Here is a 22,295-nt window from a genome sequence, read left to right on the forward strand (position 1 = left end):
GTTATCTTTTTCCAGCTGGTTATATCTTTCTTAATAAAACGCTTAAATAATGCACATTTTATTGGCTTTGTGTAAGTTATGGGTTTACTTTTACTTCAAATGTAATATTTTCTTACTAATGTGTATTTAGTTTGCATTACTTGAAGGATCTCATCATGAAAAAGTTACTTGTTCTCTCCACCAGTTTATTGAGCACAGCAGCCATGGCGGCCATGCCTGTTAACCAACCTATTGGTTCCAGCTTTGTTCTCAGTAGTTCTCCCAATAAGCGTGCACTTGCCACGGCATTAGGTAACCCTGCTGCGCCTTTTTTAATGGTGAATGAGCAAGATGACGACAACTTTCGTTTTGGTATTCTTGGCCCACTGAGCATAGGTGTGGAAATGGGCGATGTCAGCGATCTGGGTGATCGTATGGAAGAGATCGAGGATATTTTGGATGCGAATTATGCAAACGCAATTGCAGCTCAGAATGGACTTAATGAAGCAAACGCTATTTTAAATGAAATTGGTGATTCAGCTTATATCAAAACGTCTGTCGGTATGCAGGTTCCGTTAATGCCAGTTATCTACAAAACAGATAACAATGGTGCCTTCATGTTAGATGCTAGTATTTCAAGCGTGGCTAGCGGTAATTTAATAACAAATGACATAAATATTGTAAATACAGACGAGCTAGAGTCAGATACATCATTTCAAGCCAGAACCGCTGTTGATTTGGCTATTGGATTAGGCTACAGCCAATCCATGTGGGAAAACTCACACGGCATGTTGGTTGGGGGCGTGAAGGCCACTATGCATAATATTTCTATGGGGCATGCTCTGGTTGCCTTGGATGATGATACTACTGAAGCTGATGATGCTATTTCTGACGCCATAGATGATGATTCGGTTGAATCTAGTGGTGTAGGAGTCGACTTGGGTGCAGTTTGGGTATCGCATAATTATCAGTTAGGTGTCACTGTTGCCAATATCAATGAACCAGAATTTGATGGTGTTACGTTAGATACAACATGTGGTAGCCGTAGTTGTATTGCTGCTGGAAATCTTATTAATAATGGTAAAGTGACGTCTGGTCAAAAATACGTCATGGAAATGCAAACCACGGTGGATTTAGCCTTATCGACGTCTGGCAAGCAGTTCACCCTAGGCATGTCTTACGATACGAATGCAGTAAAAGACGCTGTGGGAGATGAATATCAGTGGGCAGCGGCTTCCCTTTCTTACTATGGTGATTCTCACTTCTTGCCGGGTTTGCGTGTTGGCTACCGTCAAAATATGGCAGGTACAGAGTTAAGTTATGTCAGTGCTGGATTGACCATTCTAAAGCGCTTAAACCTAGATTTAGCAATTGCAACAGACACAGTTAAGGATGAAGACGGTGATGAGTTGCCACGTAGTGGTTTTATTTCAATAGGTTACGACACCGCATTTTAATGAGTAAAGTATCAGGAAAAAAGCCGATAACCTATTAAGGTTTTCGGCTTTTTTTGAGCGCGAGAATAGGTAGGTTTCTCTAACTGGACGATACATTGATGCGCTATTTATTGTTATTAATGGGATTAATAAGCACTGGAGCAATGGCTTATTACCCAACGGGAACTAATACAGTGCTCGGAAGTTATGCTAACCGTCAGTCATTAATAACCTCCTCATTTAATCCAGCAGCGCCTTATTTGATGACCAATATCTCAAGCTTCCGAACGGGTTTTTTAGGGCCATTGAATATAGGTTTTGAGATTGGAGATGTAGAAGATCTTGAAGATCAAGTTGACGATTTAGAAGATATTCTTGATGCTAACTACACTGATACTGCCACTGCTCAGGCTGCTATTAACCAAGCCAATGGTATTTTAAGTAATATAGGTCAGACAGCTTATGTGAAATTCTCAGGTTCGGTACATGCTCCCTTCACTCCAATTATTTATAAAACGAATAAGCGTGGTGCTTTTGTTCTGGATGCTGATGCCTCATTTGTGAATCGTGTTGGGGTGTTAGCGGATGATATTGAACAGGATAGCTCAGGTGCCAATGTTGAACTTGTTTCTGATACCTCTGTTCATGTTAAGAAGGTGACCGATTACCGCTTTGGTGTGGGTTATAGCCAATCTCTGGGGCGGCCTGTGAGTGGTGCTTGGATATTGGGTGGGAAGCTGAATTTTCACAGTATGGGATTAGGGCAAGAGGTTGCGGTATTGACCAGTGAGGATGACGATGTCTCAGATGCATTTGATGACTTTTTTATGAGTCGTAAGAATGCCCAATCAAATATCAGTTTGGATTTGGGGGCGATTTGGACGGCGAAAAATTACCAATTTGGTGCCACAGTGACCAGCATCAACGAACCTGAATTTGATTTTGATGAGATTGGAAATTGTGCTGGATTGTCAGACGCAGCCTTGTCGAAATGTAACGCCATAAGACGATTAGCAGAGAATGGTCAGCTGAGTTTGAATGATACTTATAAAATGAAAGCGCAATTGACGGTAGATGCGGCGCTTATGTCTACCAATCAAAATTGGTCCATTGCGGTTTCACACGACGTCAACTCTGTAGCAGATCCTGTTGGAGATAAGCATCAATGGAGCATGATATCTTTGTCCTATTTTAGCGATAATCTTATCTTTCCCGGCATTCGTTTAGGGTATCGAAAAAATGAAGTTGGCAGTAAACTGAGTTATATGACCATGGGCACAACACTGTTTCGTCGTTTAGATTTGGACTTAGCCTATAGTACGCAGAGAAACAGCGGCGAAGACCTACCACGCAGCGTGTATTTTTCTATCGCTTACAATTTAGCTTTCTAGGCTAATTAATACATTAGATTTGAATGCTTTGACTGGGGCTTAGTATTCCTTCCAATGGAACATCCCAATCTTCTAAAGGCAGCTTTTCTACTTGTTGACAGTCGTGTGCGAGACCAATGAGTAAGGGTTTTTGTTGTGATTTTTTATGTGCAAAACTGCGATCATAAAACCCTCCTCCCATGCCTAAACGACCCCCTTGGGCGTCAAAGCCAACTAATGGCATGAATATCAGATCGAGTTCATCTGGTTTAACATATTCAGATGTTTTGGGTTCTGCTATGCCAAAGCGATTGTTCTGCCACAAACTGTTAGCTTTATATAGGGCAAACTCTAAGTGCTTGTCCTGAACCACAGGTAAATAGGTTGTGATCTTGTGTTGCCAGCAATACTCACATATGAGGTGTGGCGAAATTTCTCCATCATTAGCAAGATATAAGGCAACACGCTTTGCTGTTTGCAGCCAAGGGGACTGTAGGGTTTGTTCAAGCAGGGCTTGAGCGGCTTGATTTTGCTGCTGTGGAGACAATTGGCGTCTTGCTTGACGTAAGGATTGGCGCAGTGATTGACGATTGAGTCTTGTATTGGTCATGAAAGGGTTTCCCAAGTTGCCGTTTCGACTATTGGCCTTGAACCCAGTGGTTCAAGGTGGAAAAAGCTGTGATTCTTTAGGCTTTCCGACGCACGGACATGCACACCAAATCAGCAGGCCTTTTCCAGGGTATTACTCATAGGCTCAAGGGCGTTAAGCCGCTACGCACAACCCAGGAAACGAGTGAAGTATAGTGCAAGTGCTAATAAAAATCACGGGGTTGAGCCATTCGCCTTACTGAGCAGTATGAAGAGTTTTCGTTTTCTATGCTTTAGGTCCTGTTCAAACGAACAGGAGTGATCGCTTACTCGTTCGCCACTTTGTCGTCGTGTGCTAGTGCGGCATCAAGCTGAGACGTTAATTCTCGAAGCTGTTGTTCATTAGAGCGAGCGTATTTACGGCCTGAAAGCATATCATGAGTAATATTCAATGCGGCTAGCACGGCAATTTTTTCTAGGCCAACGATTTTGCCGCTGGCTTTGATTTCACGCATTTGATTGTCTAAATACTCTGCGGCTTCTTTTAATTCCGCCTCATGTCCTTTCGGACAATGTATCTTGTATGTTTGTCCCAGTATGGCGACTGAAACAGTTGGCTTATCCATATTGACTCCAGTTGATAGCGAGGCCCACAAAAAATGGTCAGTTTTTCCATCATTGAGTAGCGAATGGCATTTTATGCTGCGACTAAATTCGTTACAATTCCGAATTAATTTTATCCACACTGTTTATAGCAAATTGACGCCAATATGGAAATAAACCCGATACTTTCACAAATAAAAGACCTATCCGAACGTGCCCTTACCCTCCGGGGGTATCTTTGACTACGATGCAAAGAAAGAACGCTTAGAAGAAGTTAACCGAGAATTAGAAGATCCTGATGTTTGGAACGATCCAGAATATGCTCAAAAACTGGGCAAAGAACGTTCATCTTTAGAGGCGGTCGTTAATACTTTAGAAAGTATGGACAATGGTTTGGCTGATGCCAAAGAATTGTTGGACATTGCGGTCGAAGAAAATGATGCAGATTCTGTTGAAGCGGTTGAACTTGAGCTTGCTGATCTAGAAGATTTGCTAGGCAAATTAGAATTTCGTCGTATGTTCTCCAAAGAAATGGATGCCAACAACGCCTTCTTAGATATTCAGTCAGGCTCTGGTGGTACAGAAGCCCAAGACTGGGCAAATATGTTGTTACGTATGTATTTGCGTTGGGGGGAAGACAAAGGTTTTAAGGTGGATCTGGTGGAAGTGTCTGCCGGGGAGGTGGCTGGTATCAAGTCTGCGACCATTCGTTTTGAAGGTGAGTATGTCTTTGGTTGGTTGCGAACTGAGACGGGTGTTCATCGTTTAGTGCGTAAATCACCGTTTGACTCAGGCAACCGTCGACATACGTCTTTTGCGTCTGTGTTTGTGTCCCCTGAGATAGACGATAACGTGGAAATTGATATTAATCCGGCAGATTTACGTACTGATACCTATCGCTCATCTGGTGCTGGTGGTCAGCACGTTAACACCACAGATTCGGCGGTGCGTATTACTCACGTGCCAACTGGTATTGTTGTGCAATGTCAAAACCAGCGTTCGCAGCACGCTAACCGAGATTTCGCAATGAAGCAATTGCGTGCCAAGTTGTACGAACTGGAAATGATGAAACGTACTGAAGCGGCGCAAGCGGTTGAAGACAGTAAGTCCGACATAGGCTGGGGCAGTCAAATTCGCTCTTACGTATTGGATTCTTCGCGTATTAAGGATTTACGTACTGGCGTGGAAAGTTCGAATACTGGTGCTGTGTTGGATGGTAATTTGGACCAGTTTATTGTCGCAAGTTTAAAGCAAGGCCTGTAATCAACAGCCTTCCTAATTTTTGAAAAGTTTAAAGAGTAGATAGCAAAGTCATGGCAAACGAAAACACAGAAAGCAGTTTACAATCTGAAGATAATCGCCTTGTCGCGGAGCGACGCGGTAAGTTAGCAGCACTACGTGAACAGCGTAATGCCTTCCCAAATACTTTTCGTCGCGATGCCTACGCAGCTGATTTGCAAGCGGAATTTGCAGAACTAGAGAAAGCTGAGCTGGAAGAGAAAGACCATCAAGTCAGCATCGCCGGTCGTATTGTGCGTAACCGTGGCGCTTTTATGTTACTACAAGACATGTCTGGTCAGATTCAGGCTTATGTGAATCGTAAAGCATTGAGCCCAGAATTATTGGCAGAACAAAAAACCTGGGATTTAGGTGACATCATTGGTGTAACAGGCCCTGTACACAAATCCGGCAAAGGCGATTTGTATATTGATATGCAATCGGCTGAGTTGTTGACCAAATCCTTGCGACCTTTGCCAGATAAACATCATGGTTTGTCTGATATGGAAATGCGTTATCGTCAGCGTTATGTGGATTTGATTGTTAATCAAGAATCCCGTGATATTTTTCAAGTACGTTCAAAGATCATTTCTACCATTCGTCGTTTCCTAGAAGATCGTCGTTTTATGGAAGTGGAAACGCCTATGCTACAAACCATTCCTGGTGGTGCCACGGCGCGTCCTTTCATTACCCATCACAACGCGATGGACATGAACATGTACTTGCGTATTGCGCCTGAGCTTTACTTGAAGCGTTTGGTTGTGGGTGGTTTTGAGCGAGTTTTCGAAATTAACCGCAACTTCCGTAATGAAGGGGTGTCGACTCGTCATAATCCTGAGTTCACTATGATAGAGTTTTACCAAGCTTACGCAGATTATAAAGATCTAATGGATTTGACAGAAGACATGTTGCGCACAGTGGCACAGCAAGTTCTGGGTACAACTAAGGTGACTTACCAAGGTTCAGAATACGATTTTGGGGCACCATTTGTGCGTATGACCATGTTGGAATCGATTCTGCATTACAATCCAGAGTTGACCGCTGCCGATCTAGAAACGCTTGAGAAAGCCACAGCAGTGGCGAAAAAGCTGAAAATCGATGTGAAGCCTATTTGGGGCTTAGGTAAACTGTGGACAGAAATCTTTGAAGAAACCGCTGAGCACAAGTTGGACCAGCCGACTTTTATCACAGAATACCCTGCAGAAGTGTCGCCATTGGCGCGACGCAATGATGATAATACGTTCATTACCGATCGTTTTGAGTTTTTTGTAGGTGGTCGTGAAATTGCGAATGGTTTCTCAGAGCTGAATGACCCTGAAGATCAAGCAGAGCGTTTTCGTCGTCAGGTTGAAGAGAAAGATGCAGGTGATGATGAAGCCATGCATTATGATGCCGACTACATCAATGCATTGGAATACGGCTTACCACCAACCGCTGGTGAAGGGATTGGTATTGACCGCTTGGTAATGTTGTTTACTGATGCGCCATCCATTCGTGATGTCTTGTTGTTCCCGCATATGCGTCCTCAAGACTGAGTTAGGCCTGCATCAGAGTAAGATAATGAATAAGGCCTCAATTGAGGCCTTCTTTTTATGGTAATGATTGTATGTAAGGCGGTTGCCTTATTGATTGGAGACTGGAATGAGTCGTTTTTGGACAGATAAAATTGCTTCCCTAGATCCCTATGTGCCGGGTGAGCAGCCGCAAGATAAGAAGTACATTAAGCTTAATACTAACGAAAGCCCTTATTCCCCATCTCCAAAAGCCTTGCAAGCCATGGCGGCTGAAGTGAATGAAAGCTTACGATTGTATCCAGACCCAAATTGTGTGAGCTTAAAGAAATCACTTGCTCAACAGTACCAGCTTGAGACCAATCAGGTGTTTGTTGGTAACGGTTCGGATGAAGTCTTGGCTTTAGCCTTTATGGGCTATTTTGCAGCTGGTAAGCCACTGGCGTTTGCGGACATTACTTATAGCTTCTATAAAGTCTACGCAGGCTTATATGGCATCGAACCCAAGTTGATTCCACTAAACGATACCTTTGACATTGTTGCACGGGATTATCAAGACTTAGACGTATCGGGTGTGGTGGTGACTAACCCTAATGCGCCAACTGGAAAAGCTTTGCCGTTGGCGGATATCGAGGTGATTTTGCAAGCTAATCCTGATGTCGTGGTCTTGGTGGATGAAGCCTATGTAGATTTTGGGGCACAAAGTGCGGTGGGTTTGGTGAATCAATATCCAAATCTTTTGGTAGTGCAAACCATGTCAAAATCTCGTGCTCTGGCGGGGATTCGTGTTGGTTATGCTTTTGGGCACGCGGATTTGATCGAAGGTTTGGAGCGTCTAAAAAACTCTTTTAATTCCTACCCCATTGATCGTATTGCTTTGGCTGGGGCGACGGCGGCAGTAGAGGACACAGCTTATCTACAAGAGATTTGTGAAAAGACCATTGCTACTCGAGAGTTCACAGTTAAGGCTTTAAATAGATTAGGTTATGAATTATTGCCTTCTGCGACCAATTTTGTATTTGCAACTCACCCTAGTAAATCTGCAGAACAAATTTATTTGTCTTTAAAAGAGCAGGGGATTCTGGTGCGCTACTTTGGAAATAAGCCGCGTATTGGCGAGTATCTACGTATTACCATTGGGACTGATAAAGAGATGCAAGCATTAATTTCAGCTTTGCAAACTTTATAAAGCAGGATCATCCTTTCACGTTTTATAGAGGGCATTGTTTTATCTCCGTTTTCTAATTATTTCGTAATAAAATGTATCGATATATTGCAATGTTTGATTAATTATGAATTAAAGTTGCAAATCAAAAAAGTTCGCAGTAGTATCGATTGTATTAATTTTGAACAATTTGTTGATATAGGTTAGCTTTTTCAGGTAAATGTACTTAAAACATGCAAAAGTTGGCTTAAATTATCCTTTTTGTATCAAGGTTAATATCTTTAGAAGTAGAAGTAAGAAAATAGGGACGAATAACTATGAGTACTTTATCTATTGTGGCATTAGTGTCTGGAACATTATCCATTTTTGTGCCTATGGGTGGTATTTTTATTGCCATGTTCAGTAGTATTTTGGCCATGCTGGCATTTCGATCTCAACCTATCTTAGCTGCCATTACCTTTGGCATTAATATTATTAACGCCTCCTTTTTAAGTTCTAATTTAGCAACCAGGGAAACCGTTTTTGGCGATGCTTATTTATTGTTAATTGCCTTTCATATAGTGTTTTTGCTGGTGGGCATTGTGTGGCGCTTGTCTAAGCAAGGCTTTCAAAAAAATACGCAACGAATTTTATAACCAACGAGATACAACATCATTTCGGATTTGGTACGGCTTTATGGCCTGACATCATGAAAGTCTTAAAAAAAGGAAGCAATTGCTTCCTTTTTTATAGATGAAACAAAGCACTTATTAGTGCTTTAAGAGGCATCAAAACTAGGGCTAAGCACGTGAGACAATGCTTCATTTGATAAACTGCCAATGACTTTGTTGTTAGCGTCCAATACTGGCAACAGATCGTGATCTGTTTTTAACGCCAATGGTAAGACAAATTGCAGATACTCTTTCTTTTTTATACTGGTTTGATGCAGTAAAGGTGAGTCTACTTGCCCTGCTAAATAAGCTTGTAGTCGATTTTGACTGACCACACCTTGCAGTGTTTTTTGATGGGTCCAAATGAGGAAGTCATGGTCGGCAAATGCTGGCATGAGATCTTCTGCTTTTTCGCAGTCCACGATCAGGCTTAAATCCTTGTCCATTATGTGACTGACTTTAAGTGCTTTAGCACGATTAACGTCTTTAGCAAAATCCCGTACATAATCGTCTACAGGATTGAGAATGATGTCTTCTGGAGTACCCACTTGCACCATCTCTCCGTCTTTTAACACCGCAATGCGATCGCCGAGTCGTAGTGCTTCGTCGAGATCGTGGGTGATGAAAATAATGGTTTTCTGGAGCTTGGCTTGTAACTCAATCAACTGAGTTTGCATGTCAAATCGAATCAGAGGATCCAGTGCTGAAAAGGCTTCGTCCATTAGCAGAATTTCTGCGTCGGTACAAAGTGCTCGAGCAAGACCAACACGCTGCTGTTGACCACCTGATAATTGTGATGGGTATTGATCTTCATAGCCTTCTAAACCGACCACTTCTAACCAGTGTTTGGCCTTTTCTTTCCATACTTCTGGTTTTTCTCCCTGGATAGACAAGCCATAACCAACATTATCCAGTACGCAATGGTGTGGCATTAGGCCAAAGTGTTGGAATACCATGGACATTTTGTGGCGTCGAAATTCAATTAAGTCTTTTGCACTCAAGGTGAGAATATCATCGCCTTCTACTTTGATCTTACCGGCCGTTGGATCGATTAAACGATTAAAATGACGAATGAGAGTTGACTTACCTGAGCCAGATAACCCCATGATGACAAAGATCTCACCACGCTTTACTGATAGGTTAATATCGCGTAACCCCACGGTGTGACCTGTTTCTGCTAACACATCACTTTTGCTCATTCCGTCTTTAACTTTGGGCAAGACTTTTTCAGAATGGGGGCCAAATATTTGATACAAGGATTCGATTTCAATCAGCGGCGTCGTATTAGTGTCCATTTTGATCGCCTCCTAGGTGTTTCTGAGTACGTTTTGCATAACTCTGTGACACCCGATCAAACATGATGGCGAGGGCAACAATGGCCAGACCGTTGAGTAACCCTAGAGTAAAATACTGATTGGTGATGGATTTTAGTACAGGCTGCCCCAATCCTTTTACGCCTATCATAGAGGCAATGACGACCATGGCTAGCGCCATCATAATAGTTTGGTTAATGCCTGCCATTATGGTAGGCATCGCCAGTGGTAACTGCACACCAAACAAGCGCTGTGTTGGTGTAGCACCATAGGCCGTGGCGGCTTCCAAAGTCTCATGTGGCACCAAGCGAATACCGAGATTGGTTAATCGAATGACAGGTGGAATAGCATAGATGACGACAGCAATTAACCCCGGAATTTTGCCAATGCCTAACAACATGACGACGGGAATTAAGTAAACGAAGGCTGGCATGGTCTGCATAATATCTAATAATGGGGTAATGATGGATTGTGCTCGATTGGAGCGAGCCATCAATATCCCCACAGGAATACCCAATAGAATCGCTAAGAAGGTACAAACTGTGATGATGCTAAGTGTGCGCATGGTGTCATCCCACATACCAAAATAACCAATGAGTAACATGGAAAGGGTGACGCCAACACTCAGTTTCCAAGAACGGCTCATGAAATAGACCAAACCGGTAAGCAACCCCAGTACCAGCCACCAAGGCGTGTTCAGTAACAGGTTTTCAAACCATACTAGGAAACTTAATAATGGATCGAAGAAGGCTTCGATCTGGTCGCCGTAGGCGCGAGAAAAATCACGGTAAGCGCCGTCTAAGGTTTTGCGTATTCCCAAAAGTTCTCTGCGGCTCATGTCGGGGAATTCTGTGAGCCATGATTGATCTGCCATAGTGTATTCTTTCGATTAAATCAGGAAGGAAATATCACGAGCAAGCAGCTGGCTTACTCGTGAGGGTTTGCTGTTAGGCGAACTTATAAAGTATCAAGTGCTTTCAGTAATTTGTCTTTCACATCCTTGCTGACCCACTGAGACCAGATGTCTTCATGTTCAAACATAAAGTTTTCAGCCGCGTATTGACCATCAGCTTGGTTTTCCTCGATCCAAGCCAATAAGCCGTTCATTTGTTCATTGGTGAAAGAGCGTTTACTCAGATATTCATAAGCTTCTGGTGCTTTCTCTGCGAATTCATCTGTGGTGATGGTATACACAGGAGAAGGCGGATACATGGAGACTTTAGGTTCTAAACAATCGGCCAAGGCGATACAGTTAACAAAGTCATCTTTGTTAACGCCAGAGCCAAAGTCGACTTTGACCATTTTGTATTTACCTAATATCGCGGTTGGTGCCCAGTAGTAACCAAACCAAGGCGCTTTACGTTCGTATGCCTTGGCAATAGAACCTGCGAGACCAGCACCAGAACCTGGATCAATCAGTTCGAAGCCAGCTTCATCTAACTTCAGTGCACGGAATAAATTGGCGCCTGAAATTTGACAACCCCAGCCTGCAGGACATCCATAAAAGCCAGAAACCTCATCGTTTTCAGGGTGAGGGAATTCTTTAGCGTGTTTGATGACACCTTCTATCGTAGCCAGTTCAGGGTCTTCTTCAACCATGTAAGCAGGAACCCAAAAACCTTCTTCGCCGCCATCTGAAAGCGATTTACCTGCTAACTTTAAACGGCCTTCATCAACACCTTGATTTAATACAGCATTGAAGGAGTTAGTCCAAAGTTCTGGGGCAATGTCAGGCTGACCTTTTTCTATCATGGAAGTACCCGTTGGCATAGTATCGCCAGGTACCAACTCTGCATCGCAATCAAAACCATTACTGAGAATAAATTTGTCGACATTAGCGATTAGAGAAGCTGAGCTCCAGTTCATGTCTGCAATCGTGACTTTGCCACATTCATGGTGAGCCGCAAATGCACCTGTTGCGCCAAAAGTAAGGGCGACAGAAAGCAGTAATTTACTTTTCATTTTTATGTCCTTCAGTGAAGATTTCTTACGAAAAATCTGGTTTATTTTTATGGAGTGATGACTATTAATTTACATCTCTAATCTTTATATATCAAATATTTGACGAGTTTAGTTGTGATTAAATGTATCTAAAATGTCTTATTTATCTGATGGAAAGACAATTTTGAGTAGATATTATCACTTTGAAATGGCATCTAATTTAGAGTTGTAATATTTTTATCTTTAAGCTTCAAGTTGAGTGATAGAGAGGCTTTCAGAAGATGGTGAGTTGTTCACTTGATCCAAGAATGTTTGCTATTCGTAAGCTATCTAACAGAGCACATTGGATCTTTTATTATGAGTTTGTTTGAACATGACATTTCCCGAGTCATAGAAATGGCTTGGGAAGACAGAACGCCATTTGAAGCCATTACTAAAGAGTACGGCTTGTCTGAATCGGAAGTAATCAAGTTAATGCGCTCAGAAATGAAAGCGGCTAGTTTCAGAATGTGGCGTAAACGCGTATCAGGTCGTAAAACTAAGCATCTTCAGTATCGCTCACCAGAGGTGATTCGAGCCTATAGTCCAAGTCAGTACAAGCCAAGATAATTGTATTAAGTGATTTGAGTCTGAGATTACTGTCAGTAATTTCGTTTAACGTCACATTTCAAATAACCAATAGTAACCATAGCCAGCAATAAGAGCAGGAACAGTGGAGTAAAGTGTGGCGAGTAAAGCCGCTCTTGGTGCTAGTGCAATGGCAGGAAACAAGGCATCACCATCATTGCTTATGGCGTTTGCCAGTTGCGCTGATAGTGGAATGGCGCCTTGTAAATATAAGCCTGTTATCATGATCTGCGGGCCGCAGCCAGGTAACAAACCCATTAAGGCGGCAAAGAAAACACTACCACTTTCAAAGCTTTCAATCAGAGACAAGATATTGCCACCAGTGTAATGATTTAGAAACTCAAAACACAAAAATGCGACAACGACCCAACTGGTAACAAATTGAGTATCTTGTGCCACTTTGCGTAGCCAATGTTTCGGCAGGCGGTTGTCATTTTCTTTGGTCAACTCTGTGAAACTGTCAGTTTTGGCTGATAAAGCCCAAAGTAGAAGGCAGGTGAAACCTGCTATCGCCCCTATGTCTTCAATTAATTGATCCGGAAAGCCCAATAGTAAGTTGACGTTATATTGCATTGCTAATAACAGTGCTACCACACTGACAGGAAGGATCAGTAAGCACCAAAAGGCAACATTGAGGCGGCTGATCCAAACATCCATTGAATTTGCTCGGTAATTTTTCGTTTGGTCGGGTCGTATGTGTTTAGTATCAGTATTTGGTGTCAGTGATATAGGAGCTGGACTAGGTAGAAAACGATTGGTAATAAGGCCAGAGACAATACCTATTAGAAAACTGATGGACAATACAATGATTGCTTGTTGGGGGCGTTGACTGATGAGCAAAAAAGCCGCGTCTCCCATCGTGCTGGTGAGTACCGCGACAACGGCACCAAAGCCAATTTGTCCTCTTGTGTATTGTGTTATGACGACAATGGCTCCCCCACAACCCGGAAGTATGCCCATTAGGCCCGCGTAAACAATTTCACGATAAGGCTTCTGATGAATCCAATTTTGCCAACCCTTTGTCGATAGGTGGTGGCTGAATCCATAGTAAATGGCTAAAGTCGCCGCAACAAATGCAGAGACTTGTAAAAAAGCATCTGAAAGTACACCCGTAACCCTAGTTTGAAAGTCTGGGATCAGCCACAGGCTTAAGACTGCAAATACTATGAGATAACGCTTATTGAATTGAGTTAAACGAAAAACATGATTTGCGAGAGGTAGATTCAACTGCAAGGTCTATACCCTATTAAATATAATAAAAGTAATTATCATTTATATTCGCGTTAATACAAGTGATTTCTTTTTTCAGCTATAGGATTCATTTATAAAATGGATTTAAGTTGGATAAAAATGGGCAAAAAGCAGCTCTAAGATTGTTCATAACACAAGTGGTGATTATGTTTGATGGTGAAGGGTGAAGGGTGAAGGGTGAAGGGTGAAGGGTGAAGGGTGAAGGGTGAAGGGTGAAGGGTGAAGGGTGAAGGGTGAAGGGTGAAGGGTGAAGGGTGAAGGGTGAAGGGTGAAGGGTGAATAGCCAGAGGAATACAGATTTCTTCTACTTGTTAGCAGTTTTTCTCATAGGATTTCGACTCTACAAGCATAAAAATCCTCTGTGCACCCAGACACAGAAGGTTTTTTATGCTTGTACAGTTTGTGTATTAGAAGACTGTCTATTTAAGATGAGTCAGGCTAAAAAAGTCATCAGTTTAGGGTGGCCAGTTTCGCTTTGATGCTATTAATAATGCCTTGCGAGTCCAGACCTACCCGCTTCAGCATAGCCTGATGACAGGCATGTTCTTCATATTGATCGGGTAATCCTAAATGCAAAACAGGTAGATGAATATTATTTGCTAATAAGAATTCACTTACCGCGGAGCCTGCTCCACCCATAATGGCGTTTTCTTCTACAGTGACTAATAACCTGGCTTTTTTGTTTTCTAATATGGCTTGTTCATCCAAAGGTTTGACAAAGCGCATATCGATTAAGCTAGCGTCTAAGTACTCGGCTGCCTCAAGAGCATCGTATGTTGGGCGACCAAAGCTGCAAATAACAATACCAGATTGACCTTCGCGTAGTTGTCGAGACTTGCCTATGGCAATGGTTTCTAACGCTTTCTCTATGCTGACACCAGGTCCAGTGCCACGAGGATAACGAACAGCAGCTGGGCCTTGATATTGATAACCAGTCTGCAGCATTTTACGGCACTCGTTTTCGTCTGAAGGTGCCATGACAACCATGTTTGGAATACAACGTAAGTAACTTAAATCATAAACACCAGCATGAGTTGGACCGTCTTCACCAACTAGTCCCGCACGATCTATCGCAAAGAGTACGTCTAAGTTTTGCAGCGCAACATCATGGATCAATTGATCATAAGCGCGTTGTAAGAAGGTAGAATAAATGGCCACCACAGGTTTTACACCATCACAAGCCATACCGGCCGCCAAAGTAACCGCATGCTGTTCGGCAATGGCCACATCAAAGTATCTTTCAGGGAAACGTTCAGCGAAGGCAATCAGGTCAGAACCTTCTTTCATCGCTGGTGTGATGGCGGCCAATTTATCATCTTGTTCGGCCACATCACAGATCCATTGACCAAACACATTACAGTATTTTGGCAGTTTGCTAGAGGTTTTGTTTGGCACGGGATCGGGTTCAATTTTATTAATAGCATGATAACCAATAGGGTCGCCTTCTGCTGGCTCAAACCCCTTGCCTTTTTTGGTGATGACATGCAGAAACTGTGGTCCTTCACGATCTTTTAAATTGGCAATGGTGGTCAGCAGGTGATCAATATCGTGACCGTCGATTGGACCAATATAATTAAAGCCAAGTTCCTCAAACATCATGCCAGGGGATACCATACCTTTCATATGCTCTTCTGCTTTGCGTGCAAGCTCAAGAGCCGACGGAAGTCCTGAAAAGACTTTTTGACCCCCTTTACGAATGCTGTCATAGGTTTTACTGGCCCAGATTCTGGCAAAGTAACTGGATAGGGCGCCAACAGGTTTGGAGATAGACATTTCGTTATCATTAAGAATGACTAGCATGTCAGCCTTTTCATGGCCCGCGTGGTTGAGTGCTTCAAAAGCCATGCCTGCAGACATAGCACCATCACCGATAACAGCGACGGCTTTACGACCTGTATTGAATTGCTTCGCCGCTAGTGCCATACCCAAAGCGGCACCGATGGAAGTACTGGAGTGCCCAACACCAAAGGTGTCGTACTGACTTTCTTCACGTTTAGGGAAACCTGAAATACCATTTTCTTGTCGGATCTTAAGCAGTGCTTCACGTCGCCCAGTCAATATCTTATGAGGGTAAGCTTGATGACCAACATCCCAAACTATTCGGTCTTCAGGCGTATGGTAGATATAATGCAGGGCAACAGTTAATTCCACTACGCCAAGTCCTGCGCCGAAGTGCCCACCTGTTTGCCCCACACTGTAAAGCATGAATTCTCTAAGCTCACGAATGAGTTGTGGCAACTGGTCTTTGCTATAGGCGCGCAAATCTTCAGGTGAATTTATCTGATCAAGTAAAGGTGTAATGGGTCGCGCTGTTGGTATTTCTTCAAACATGGGCACAGGTTTGGTCACACAAATAATTTTAAAAGGCGGATAAGTATATCAGTGGTTACGCCCAATAATATAGTTAGCAAGCTCAACTAATGGCTGTGCCGACTTACCAAAAGGAGAAATGGCGTTTAATGCTTGCTGATGTAACGAATTAGCAAAGGCTTGCGCTTCCTTTAATCCCAGCAGTTTAGGGTAAGTGGGTTTATTAGCTTGTTCATCAGAAAATTGATTTTTGCCAAGTGTCTTGGTATCGCTGGTGATATCGATGATGTCATCTTGAACTTGAAAAGCCAAACCAATGGCATTGGCATATTGATCAAGTTGTTGCATTTTTTCTGAATTTTGTATGCCAACGCTGATAGCACCCATACGAATACTGGCACGAATCAAAGCGCCTGTTTTATGTTGATGCATCTGCTGTAGTGCATCTTTATCTATATTTTGACCTACACTTATAAGATCGATCATTTGTCCTGTTACCATACCATGTCGTCCAGATGCGTGAATAAGTTCTTGAATTAATTGAAGTTGCACGTTAGCGTTGGTATGTTGTGAATGACTTAGCAGTTCGAAGGCGAAGGTTTGTAAGGCATCACCTGCTAGTATGGCAGTTGCTTCATCATACTGAACATGGCAAGTGGGTTTGCCACGACGCAGGTCATCGTCATCCATAGCGGGTAAGTCATCGTGAATGAGTGAGTAGGCATGAATGGACTCAATGGCCGCGGCGCTAGCATCTGTTAGCTCGTTTATCTCATCAAACAAACTGGCCACGGCATAGGTCAACATGGGGCGAACTCGTTTGCCACCATTAAAAAGACTGTAAGCCATGGCTTCTTGTAGATGAGCGGCAGGAGCATATTGGTCTAGGTGTTGTGTGAGGTAATGATCAACTCGGCGGCGGGCAAATTGTGAAAAATCGTCTAGGGTCACGAACTGGATTCCGGGTCAAAGGTTTCTAAATGCTCACCATCTTGTTTTTCAAGTAAAATCTGAACTTTTTGTTCGGCTTGGGTGAGAACGGACTGACATTCTTGACTGAGTTTAACACCTTTCTCGAAAGCTTTTAGAGCTTCCTCAAGAGAAAGTTGATTTGACTCAAGTTGAGTTACCAAGGCATCAAGTTCGCCAAGGTTTTCTTCAAAGTAGCGGACACTGTTTTTACGTGACATGTTAGTTACTCTTGATAAAACCTACGTTTTTTAACAGAAAAAAGCTTACTGTTCGAGAGAGAATTGATGAAAATTACAAAAATCATGCAAGAAGTTGCCGTTGAAGCTTATTCTTTCATATAGAATCACGACTGTACCAGTTAGAAAAAACGCTTTTTGTTAGGAGACGTATGTGGATATCGCAACGTTAATAGGACTCGTTGGATCCTTCATTGTTGTCATCGCAGCCATCTTTGTTGGTGGCTCTGCCGGTATGTTTATAGATACCGCTTCAATTTTGATTGTAATAGTAGGATCGACATTTGTTGTGCTAATGCAATACCCATTAGCGCAATTTCTAGGCGCAGGGAAAGTCGCCGCAAAAGCTTTCATGTTTAAAAGTGTTCCTTTGGATACCTTGATTGATGAAGTTTACGGTTTGGCTGATGAGGCTCGTAAAGGTGGTTTATTGTCTTTAGAGGGAAAAGAGGTTAGCCATCCTTTTCTATCAAAAGGCATTCAAATGCTGGTGGATGGTCACGACAGTAATGTGGTCAAAAGCCAGCTCAGCAAAGATATGGATCAATCCTACTACCGGCATACTAAGGGCGCAAAAGTTTTCAAAGCGTTCGGTGATGTGGGGCCAGCAATGGGCATGATTGGCACCTTGGTTGGTCTTGTACAGATGTTGGCGAACATGGATGATCCTAAAGCCATAGGTCCAGCAATGGCTGTCGCACTCCTAACCACCATGTATGGTGCTATGTTAGCGAACATGGTGTGTCTTCCTATCCAAGCGAAATTGATGACGCGAGCTGATGAAGAGCTAACTTGTCAGCGTATGATACTTGATGCTCTATTGGCCATTCAGTCTGGTCAAAATCCGCGTATTTTGGATGGCGCATTGAAAACCTATCTGGCAGAAAGTAAACGTGCAGAGCGCGAATAATTTTAAGAAGTAAATGGATTCCACCATGAGTGATGAAGAACAACAAGATTGTCCTGAATGTGAAGAAGGCCTTCCTGCCTACATGGGCACTTTTGCTGACTTAATGGCGTTGTTAATGTGTTTCTTTGTGCTATTGCTTTCGTTCTCAGAAATGGATGTCATTAAGTTCAAACAAATCGCAGGGTCATTGAAAATGGCTTTTGGTGTGCAACGAGAGATTAGAGCCGACGCTATTCCAATGGGGACCTCAGTCATTGCACAAGAATTCAGTCCAGCAACCCCGGAACCTACGCCCATTAATGAAGTGAGGCAAAAAGTTGATTCCAGGCCGGAAAATACTTTAGAAGTCTTGTGTAAACCTGATACGGCGGAACTCAATCAGCGAGAAGATTCTGGCCAACCTGCGCCTGTTACCTTTGTAGATAAATCAAGAGCGGATATTGAGCGTGAGCAGAAAATTCAAGAGACTGAGGGGGACGCGCAACAGATAGCCTCAGTGTTACGTGAAGAAATATCGAAAGGAACGGTGGAAATAGAGACCAAAGAAGAGACCATTACCATACGTATTAAAGATCAAGGGTCGTTTGACTCTGGGTCAGCGGAACTGAATTACGACTTTATTCCCGTTATTGATTTGATTCGTGATGTTTTGGTTGGTATTCAAGGGACTATTTCGGTTGAGGGTCATACTGACAACTTACCGATTCAAAGTCGTCAGTTTCGTTCCAATTGGCAGCTTTCAGCGGAGCGTGCTATCTCTGTTGCGGAAGAGTTATTCTCCACTGGACAATTAAGTCAAAATCGTTTTTCAGTAACGGGATTTGCGGATACTAGACCTTTGGTGCCGAACGACAGTGCGGCAAACCGAGCAACTAATCGTCGTGTAGAAATTGTGATTAAACAAAATGATGTGCGTCCTCCGGTACGTGATTCTATAGATGACATTCCTTCTGATGGGGTAATCGAGTTTGATCAGTCTATGTTGGACGACCTAACACCGGATGAAATTTTCTAATAAACATAAAGTCGACAAAGGGGAGCATTCGCTCCCTTTTTTATGTTTTTTAGCCATTAGAAAGGCTGAGTTTTTCAGGTTTTTTTGCTATGGTTTGCGCAATGAATTTTGAGGATAGGGTAAATGCGAGTAGCAGTAATTGGTGCGTCTGGACGCATGGGAAAAAATTTGGTCACGGCAGTGTCTGATACGCAAGGCGTGTCACTTGGCGCAGCTGTATTGAAACCAGGCAGTAGCTTAATTGGTGCAGACGCGGGTGAAATTGCAGGTATTGGAAAATTAGGCGTAGCTGCGGTTGCCAGTTTGGCTGATTGTGTGAATGATTTTGATGTCTTGATCGATTTCACCACGCCCGCTTTAACATTGGAAAATGCCGCTTTCTGTGCGCAACATCAAAAAGCCATTGTGGTGGGCACAACGGGTTTGACGGATGATGAAAAAGCCGCCCTAGAAGGTTTTGCCAAGCAGTCGCCAGTGGTGTTTGCGCCTAACATGAGCGTGGGGGTGAACCTGACGTTGAAACTGCTTGCTACCGCCGCACAAATCTTGGGAGATGATTACGATGTGGAAATCGTTGAAGCGCATCATCGTCATAAGGTTGATTCTCCTTCAGGTACTGCGTTACGCATGGGAGAGGTGGTAGCAGATGCGTTGGGCCGTGATTTGAAAGAGTGCGCTGTGTACGGTCGTGAAGGTCAAATAGGGCCTCGTACTCAGCAAGAAATTGGCTTTGAAACCATACGTGCAGGTGATGTGGTCGGTGAACACAGTGTGTGGTTCGCGACGGAAGGTGAGCGTATTGAAATCGTTCATAAGGCCAGTAGTCGTATGACCTTTGCTAAAGGCGCAGTACGCGCAGCGCATTGGTTAGAAGGTAAAAACGCTGGCCTGTATGATATGCAAGATGTATTGAACTTGAAATAGTTTGATCATTGCTTGGTCTTAAAGTAAGGATTTCTTTATAGTGAAAAAATGGCCACCTTAATCTAAGGTGGCCATTTTTTATTAAGATTCAAAAAATTTAGATGACTAAGATTTTAAGTCTCTAAGTGGGCAATAGGTTTATTGTAAATCCGGTGCATTGATGTCCAATAAAGGAGCGGCATCAAGAGATTCTGCATCCATCATCATGGCAATGCGCTGTAAAGAAGACAACACTTGGGTTTGTTCCCATCCTTCCAAAGCGTCAAATTCATTGATGAATTTTTCATGCAATAAAGGCGGAGTGGTTTCCAATACTTCTTTACCGAGATTGGTTAAACGTGCATTAACAATACGTTTGTCCTTTTGGGCTCGAACGCGTTCAACGTATTTACGGTCTTCCAATCTATTTAAGATGGTAGTCACTGTGGCTTGGCTGAGAGAAACGCTGTCAGAAATACGACGAACTGTCACGTCACCTAGCTCCTCAATTGAGCGCAATACCATGATTTGAGGTATCGTCAATCCACAGGCTTTAACGACACGCTTAGATTGTAAATCTGTTGCGCGAATAATGCGTCTTAGATGAACGAGAACATCATGTAGGTGTTGTGGTGTTGACATAATAATTTCGGGTCCAAAAAAAAAGCGGATTATAGAGGTTTCATAACGTCTATGAAAGCCGAGTTTAAAATTATTACAGCTCAAAGTATAGAAGTTAGGTTAAAAAATCGAAAGAGTATGATGGAACGGTGTTAGATTCTCTTGATTAACCATGTTTGAGCAAGGGCTAGGCACGTTCTTTTAGGTTATCAAAGGCCGCAATAGCCGCCAATCGAGCGGGCTTATAGTCAATGATTGGTGTTGGATAATGACAGTCTTTTCTTTGTTGTGAGTTTGGGTTGTGGATAGACTTGCTGTCCAACTTGGCCAGCTCTGGTACAAAGCGACGAATAAAATCGCCATTTTTATCATAGCTCTCTGACTGTCTTGTTGGATTGAAGACGCGAAAATAGGGGGCAGCGTCACAACCTGTAGAGGCGCTCCATTGCCAACCGCCATTATTGGCAGCAAATTCTCCATCAATAAGCTGACGCATAAAATAGGCTTCGCCCTTACGCCAATCCGCAAAGAGTAATTTGCAGAAGAAGCTGGCGGTGATCATGCGCAATCGATTGTGCATCCATCCTGTTTGATTGAGTTGACGCATTGCTGCGTCAACAATAGGGAAACCAGTATTGCCCTGACACCAAGCTTGAAACGATTGATCATCATCTTGCCAAATTAAGGCGCTGGTTTCTGGTTTGAATGGCAAGCCCTTATTAAGATTTGGAAAGTGGTGCATGAGTTGTCTGTAGAAGTCTCGCCAAGCTAGCTCTTTTAACCAAGTGCTGTCTTGCCATGCTCTATCTTCACGACCACAGATATGATGTATGGCTTCCAGGCATTGTCTTGGTCCGAGCGCACCTAAGGCAAGATAAGGTGACAATGTGCTGGTAGCAGGTAAGGCTGGAAAGTCACGCTCCTTATCATAATGCCGCTCTTTATGATGACAGAATTGCCAGAGTTTTTGTTGGGCAATGGTTAGGTCTGCAGGCCATAGGTCATCTCGAAAGGTGTAATTTGCAAGCTTTGGTATAGGCTTGACTGATAACGCATTACCCTGCTGTGTGGGGGCTGGCAAAGGCGTTGGGGATTGTTGAGATAAGAGGCTTAACCAACGTTTAAAAAAGGGTGTAAAGACTTTAAAGGGAGTGTTTTGCTGACTCAAGACCGCTTGTGCCACAATGAGATCTGCCATTTGTGGATAACAAGTAATGTTATGTTTAACTAATGCTTGTTGTACGCTTTTGTCTCTATTGGCTTCGTCTAGGGCGAGTTCTTGGTTAAACCAAAAGCCTTGTACGCCGAGTTGTTTACAAAGCTTGCTAATCTCTTCAGCCAACTCGGTAAAGTAGTCCACAACAATAAAATGTACGGGTATCCCCAGTTGTGCCAATTTTGTTGCTAGGTTTTCCATTAAACCTAGACGCAAACCCGTTTTGGCATCCGATTCATTATGTTTTTGCCATTGTGCTTGGGTAAGGGTGAACAATACAGCGACATTGCCTTGTAAGGATGCGTGGTAAAGGGCTGGGTTATCTAATACTCTCAGGTCGTTTCTAAGCCAAACAAGATGTTCTATCTTCATACTGGGGTGCGTTCCTCTTGTACAGAAT

The 22,295-nt window shown here is 43.0% G+C and carries 21 protein-coding genes and 1 other RNA gene; 10 read left to right on the top strand and 12 right to left on the bottom strand.

The window, feature by feature from the left end; genetic code table 11:
- Window positions 1-155: 155 nt before the first annotated feature.
- Together traF (ABXS85_RS15940) and traF (ABXS85_RS15945) are read left to right on the top strand one after the other, a co-directional pair.
- Window positions 156-1,436: a conjugal transfer protein TraF gene (gene traF / locus ABXS85_RS15940; RefSeq protein ID WP_353667514.1), complete on the top strand. Its 1,281-nt coding sequence runs from the start codon at window positions 156-158 to the stop codon at window positions 1,434-1,436.
- A 98-nt stretch (window positions 1,437-1,534) separates the two neighbouring features.
- A complete protein-coding gene (traF, locus tag ABXS85_RS15945; RefSeq protein ID WP_353667515.1) occupies window positions 1,535-2,806 on the top strand; it encodes a conjugal transfer protein TraF in 1,272 nt (423 codons plus the stop codon).
- A 13-nt stretch (window positions 2,807-2,819) separates the two neighbouring features.
- On the opposite strand, the gene ABXS85_RS15950 is transcribed toward traF (ABXS85_RS15945), so the two are convergent.
- The 3 genes from ABXS85_RS15950 to ABXS85_RS15960 all read right to left on the bottom strand — a co-directional run bounded on the left by ABXS85_RS15950 (window position 2,820) and on the right by ABXS85_RS15960 (window position 3,999).
- The gene (locus ABXS85_RS15950) at window positions 2,820-3,395 is read right to left on the bottom strand and encodes a 5-formyltetrahydrofolate cyclo-ligase (RefSeq protein ID WP_353667516.1); all 576 of its coding nucleotides are present in this window, start codon (window positions 3,393-3,395) and stop codon (window positions 2,820-2,822) included.
- A gap of 4 nt (window positions 3,396-3,399) precedes the next feature.
- A non-coding RNA gene (ssrS, locus tag ABXS85_RS15955) (6S RNA) lies at window positions 3,400-3,577 on the bottom strand.
- 122 nt (window positions 3,578-3,699) lie between these two features.
- Window positions 3,700-3,999, bottom strand: a complete 300-nt coding sequence (locus ABXS85_RS15960; RefSeq protein ID WP_353667517.1) for a cell division protein ZapA — start codon at window positions 3,997-3,999, stop codon at window positions 3,700-3,702.
- 144 nt (window positions 4,000-4,143) lie between these two features.
- Here ABXS85_RS15960 and prfB point away from each other — a divergent pair.
- From prfB to ABXS85_RS15980, 4 genes are all read left to right on the top strand, one after another.
- Window positions 4,144-5,239 (top strand): peptide chain release factor 2 gene (prfB, locus tag ABXS85_RS15965; protein ID WP_353667518.1). Its coding sequence is split into 2 segments (ribosomal slippage): window positions 4,144-4,215 and window positions 4,217-5,239, totalling 1,095 coding nucleotides; the frame shifts between segments, so codons are not numbered across the junction.
- Window positions 5,240-5,289: 50 nt separating this feature from the next.
- Entirely contained in the window at window positions 5,290-6,789 is a 1,500-nt protein-coding gene (lysS, locus tag ABXS85_RS15970; RefSeq protein WP_353667519.1) for a lysine--tRNA ligase, read from the top strand.
- A gap of 106 nt (window positions 6,790-6,895) precedes the next feature.
- On the top strand, window positions 6,896-7,954 hold the full coding sequence (hisC, locus tag ABXS85_RS15975) for a histidinol-phosphate transaminase (protein WP_353667520.1): 1,059 nt from the start codon (window positions 6,896-6,898) through the stop codon (window positions 7,952-7,954).
- A 293-nt stretch (window positions 7,955-8,247) separates the two neighbouring features.
- On the top strand, window positions 8,248-8,565 hold the full coding sequence (locus tag ABXS85_RS15980) for a hypothetical protein (protein WP_353667521.1): 318 nt from the start codon (window positions 8,248-8,250) through the stop codon (window positions 8,563-8,565).
- 122 nt (window positions 8,566-8,687) lie between these two features.
- Here ABXS85_RS15980 and ABXS85_RS15985 read toward each other — a convergent pair whose 3' ends face one another.
- The 3 genes from ABXS85_RS15985 to ABXS85_RS15995 all read right to left on the bottom strand — a co-directional run bounded on the left by ABXS85_RS15985 (window position 8,688) and on the right by ABXS85_RS15995 (window position 11,855).
- Window positions 8,688-9,875: a glycine betaine/L-proline ABC transporter ATP-binding protein gene (locus ABXS85_RS15985; protein ID WP_353667522.1), complete on the bottom strand. Its 1,188-nt coding sequence runs from the start codon at window positions 9,873-9,875 to the stop codon at window positions 8,688-8,690.
- On the bottom strand, window positions 9,865-10,767 hold the full coding sequence (locus ABXS85_RS15990; RefSeq protein WP_353667523.1) for a proline/glycine betaine ABC transporter permease: 903 nt from the start codon (window positions 10,765-10,767) through the stop codon (window positions 9,865-9,867). The genes ABXS85_RS15985 and ABXS85_RS15990 overlap by 11 nt, the downstream gene beginning before the upstream one ends.
- A gap of 83 nt (window positions 10,768-10,850) precedes the next feature.
- Window positions 10,851-11,855 carry an ABC transporter substrate-binding protein gene (locus ABXS85_RS15995; protein WP_353667524.1) on the bottom strand — a complete coding sequence of 335 codons (1,005 nt, stop codon included), beginning with the start codon at window positions 11,853-11,855 and terminating at the stop codon, window positions 10,851-10,853.
- Between the two features lie 336 nt (window positions 11,856-12,191).
- Here ABXS85_RS15995 and ABXS85_RS16000 point away from each other — a divergent pair, with 336 nt between their 5' ends.
- Window positions 12,192-12,443, top strand: coding sequence for a TIGR03643 family protein (locus ABXS85_RS16000; RefSeq protein WP_353667525.1), 252 nt, complete (start codon window positions 12,192-12,194; stop codon window positions 12,441-12,443).
- 51 nt (window positions 12,444-12,494) lie between these two features.
- Here the strand turns inward: ABXS85_RS16000 and ABXS85_RS16005 are convergent, their stop codons facing one another.
- From ABXS85_RS16005 to ABXS85_RS16020, 4 genes are all read right to left on the bottom strand, one after another.
- A complete protein-coding gene (locus ABXS85_RS16005; RefSeq protein ID WP_353667526.1) occupies window positions 12,495-13,694 on the bottom strand; it encodes a putative manganese transporter in 1,200 nt (399 codons plus the stop codon).
- A 468-nt stretch (window positions 13,695-14,162) separates the two neighbouring features.
- The gene (gene dxs, locus ABXS85_RS16010; RefSeq protein ID WP_353669786.1) at window positions 14,163-16,043 is read right to left on the bottom strand and encodes a 1-deoxy-D-xylulose-5-phosphate synthase; all 1,881 of its coding nucleotides are present in this window, start codon (window positions 16,041-16,043) and stop codon (window positions 14,163-14,165) included.
- A gap of 48 nt (window positions 16,044-16,091) precedes the next feature.
- Window positions 16,092-16,973, bottom strand: coding sequence for a (2E,6E)-farnesyl diphosphate synthase (gene ispA / locus ABXS85_RS16015; RefSeq protein ID WP_353667527.1), 882 nt, complete (start codon window positions 16,971-16,973; stop codon window positions 16,092-16,094).
- Window positions 16,970-17,212: an exodeoxyribonuclease VII small subunit gene (locus ABXS85_RS16020; protein ID WP_353667528.1), complete on the bottom strand. Its 243-nt coding sequence runs from the start codon at window positions 17,210-17,212 to the stop codon at window positions 16,970-16,972. The genes ispA and ABXS85_RS16020 overlap by 4 nt, the downstream gene beginning before the upstream one ends.
- 172 nt (window positions 17,213-17,384) lie before the next feature.
- Here ABXS85_RS16020 and pomA point away from each other — a divergent pair, with 172 nt between their 5' ends.
- The 3 genes from pomA (at window position 17,385) to dapB (ending at window position 20,079) form a co-directional block, all read left to right on the top strand.
- Window positions 17,385-18,140 (top strand): flagellar motor protein PomA, encoded by a 756-nt coding sequence (pomA, locus tag ABXS85_RS16025; protein ID WP_353667529.1) that lies wholly within the window; start codon window positions 17,385-17,387, stop codon window positions 18,138-18,140.
- A 25-nt stretch (window positions 18,141-18,165) separates the two neighbouring features.
- Window positions 18,166-19,155, top strand: coding sequence for a flagellar motor protein MotB (locus ABXS85_RS16030; protein WP_353667530.1), 990 nt, complete (start codon window positions 18,166-18,168; stop codon window positions 19,153-19,155).
- Between the two features lie 123 nt (window positions 19,156-19,278).
- Complete coding sequence (gene dapB, locus ABXS85_RS16035; RefSeq protein ID WP_353667531.1) at window positions 19,279-20,079, top strand: 4-hydroxy-tetrahydrodipicolinate reductase; 801 nt, start codon at window positions 19,279-19,281, stop codon at window positions 20,077-20,079.
- A gap of 138 nt (window positions 20,080-20,217) precedes the next feature.
- Here dapB and ABXS85_RS16040 read toward each other — a convergent pair whose 3' ends face one another.
- Window positions 20,218-20,700, bottom strand: a complete 483-nt coding sequence (locus ABXS85_RS16040) for a MarR family transcriptional regulator (RefSeq protein WP_353667532.1) — start codon at window positions 20,698-20,700, stop codon at window positions 20,218-20,220.
- Window positions 20,701-20,866: 166 nt separating this feature from the next.
- A complete protein-coding gene (phrB, locus tag ABXS85_RS16045; RefSeq protein ID WP_353667533.1) occupies window positions 20,867-22,267 on the bottom strand; it encodes a deoxyribodipyrimidine photo-lyase in 1,401 nt (466 codons plus the stop codon).
- Window positions 22,268-22,295 lie beyond the last annotated feature (28 nt).

It is taken from the genome of Marinomonas sp. THO17, from assembly GCF_040436405.1.
GTDB lineage: Bacteria > Pseudomonadota > Gammaproteobacteria > Pseudomonadales > Marinomonadaceae > Marinomonas.

Excerpts from the sequence above, each read along its gene's own strand:
- traF (WP_353667514.1), top strand. The coding sequence starts at position 156 with ATGAAAAAGTTACTTGTTCTCTCCACCAGTTTATTGAGCACAGCAGCC.
- traF (WP_353667515.1), top strand. The coding sequence starts at position 1,535 with ATGCGCTATTTATTGTTATTAATGGGATTAATAAGCACTGGAGCAATG.
- ABXS85_RS15950 (WP_353667516.1), bottom strand. The coding sequence starts at position 3,395 with ATGACCAATACAAGACTCAATCGTCAATCACTGCGCCAATCCTTACGT.
- ABXS85_RS15960 (WP_353667517.1), bottom strand. The coding sequence starts at position 3,999 with ATGGATAAGCCAACTGTTTCAGTCGCCATACTGGGACAAACATACAAG.
- lysS (WP_353667519.1), top strand. The coding sequence starts at position 5,290 with ATGGCAAACGAAAACACAGAAAGCAGTTTACAATCTGAAGATAATCGC.
- hisC (WP_353667520.1), top strand. The coding sequence starts at position 6,896 with ATGAGTCGTTTTTGGACAGATAAAATTGCTTCCCTAGATCCCTATGTG.
- ABXS85_RS15980 (WP_353667521.1), top strand. The coding sequence starts at position 8,248 with ATGAGTACTTTATCTATTGTGGCATTAGTGTCTGGAACATTATCCATT.
- ABXS85_RS15985 (WP_353667522.1), bottom strand. The coding sequence starts at position 9,875 with ATGGACACTAATACGACGCCGCTGATTGAAATCGAATCCTTGTATCAA.
- ABXS85_RS15990 (WP_353667523.1), bottom strand. The coding sequence starts at position 10,767 with ATGGCAGATCAATCATGGCTCACAGAATTCCCCGACATGAGCCGCAGA.
- ABXS85_RS15995 (WP_353667524.1), bottom strand. The coding sequence starts at position 11,855 with ATGAAAAGTAAATTACTGCTTTCTGTCGCCCTTACTTTTGGCGCAACA.
- ABXS85_RS16000 (WP_353667525.1), top strand. The coding sequence starts at position 12,192 with ATGAGTTTGTTTGAACATGACATTTCCCGAGTCATAGAAATGGCTTGG.
- dxs (WP_353669786.1), bottom strand. The coding sequence starts at position 16,043 with ATGTTTGAAGAAATACCAACAGCGCGACCCATTACACCTTTACTTGAT.
- ABXS85_RS16020 (WP_353667528.1), bottom strand. The coding sequence starts at position 17,212 with ATGTCACGTAAAAACAGTGTCCGCTACTTTGAAGAAAACCTTGGCGAA.
- ABXS85_RS16030 (WP_353667530.1), top strand. The coding sequence starts at position 18,166 with ATGAGTGATGAAGAACAACAAGATTGTCCTGAATGTGAAGAAGGCCTT.
- dapB (WP_353667531.1), top strand. The coding sequence starts at position 19,279 with ATGCGAGTAGCAGTAATTGGTGCGTCTGGACGCATGGGAAAAAATTTG.
- ABXS85_RS16040 (WP_353667532.1), bottom strand. The coding sequence starts at position 20,700 with ATGTCAACACCACAACACCTACATGATGTTCTCGTTCATCTAAGACGC.
- phrB (WP_353667533.1), bottom strand. The coding sequence starts at position 22,267 with ATGAAGATAGAACATCTTGTTTGGCTTAGAAACGACCTGAGAGTATTA.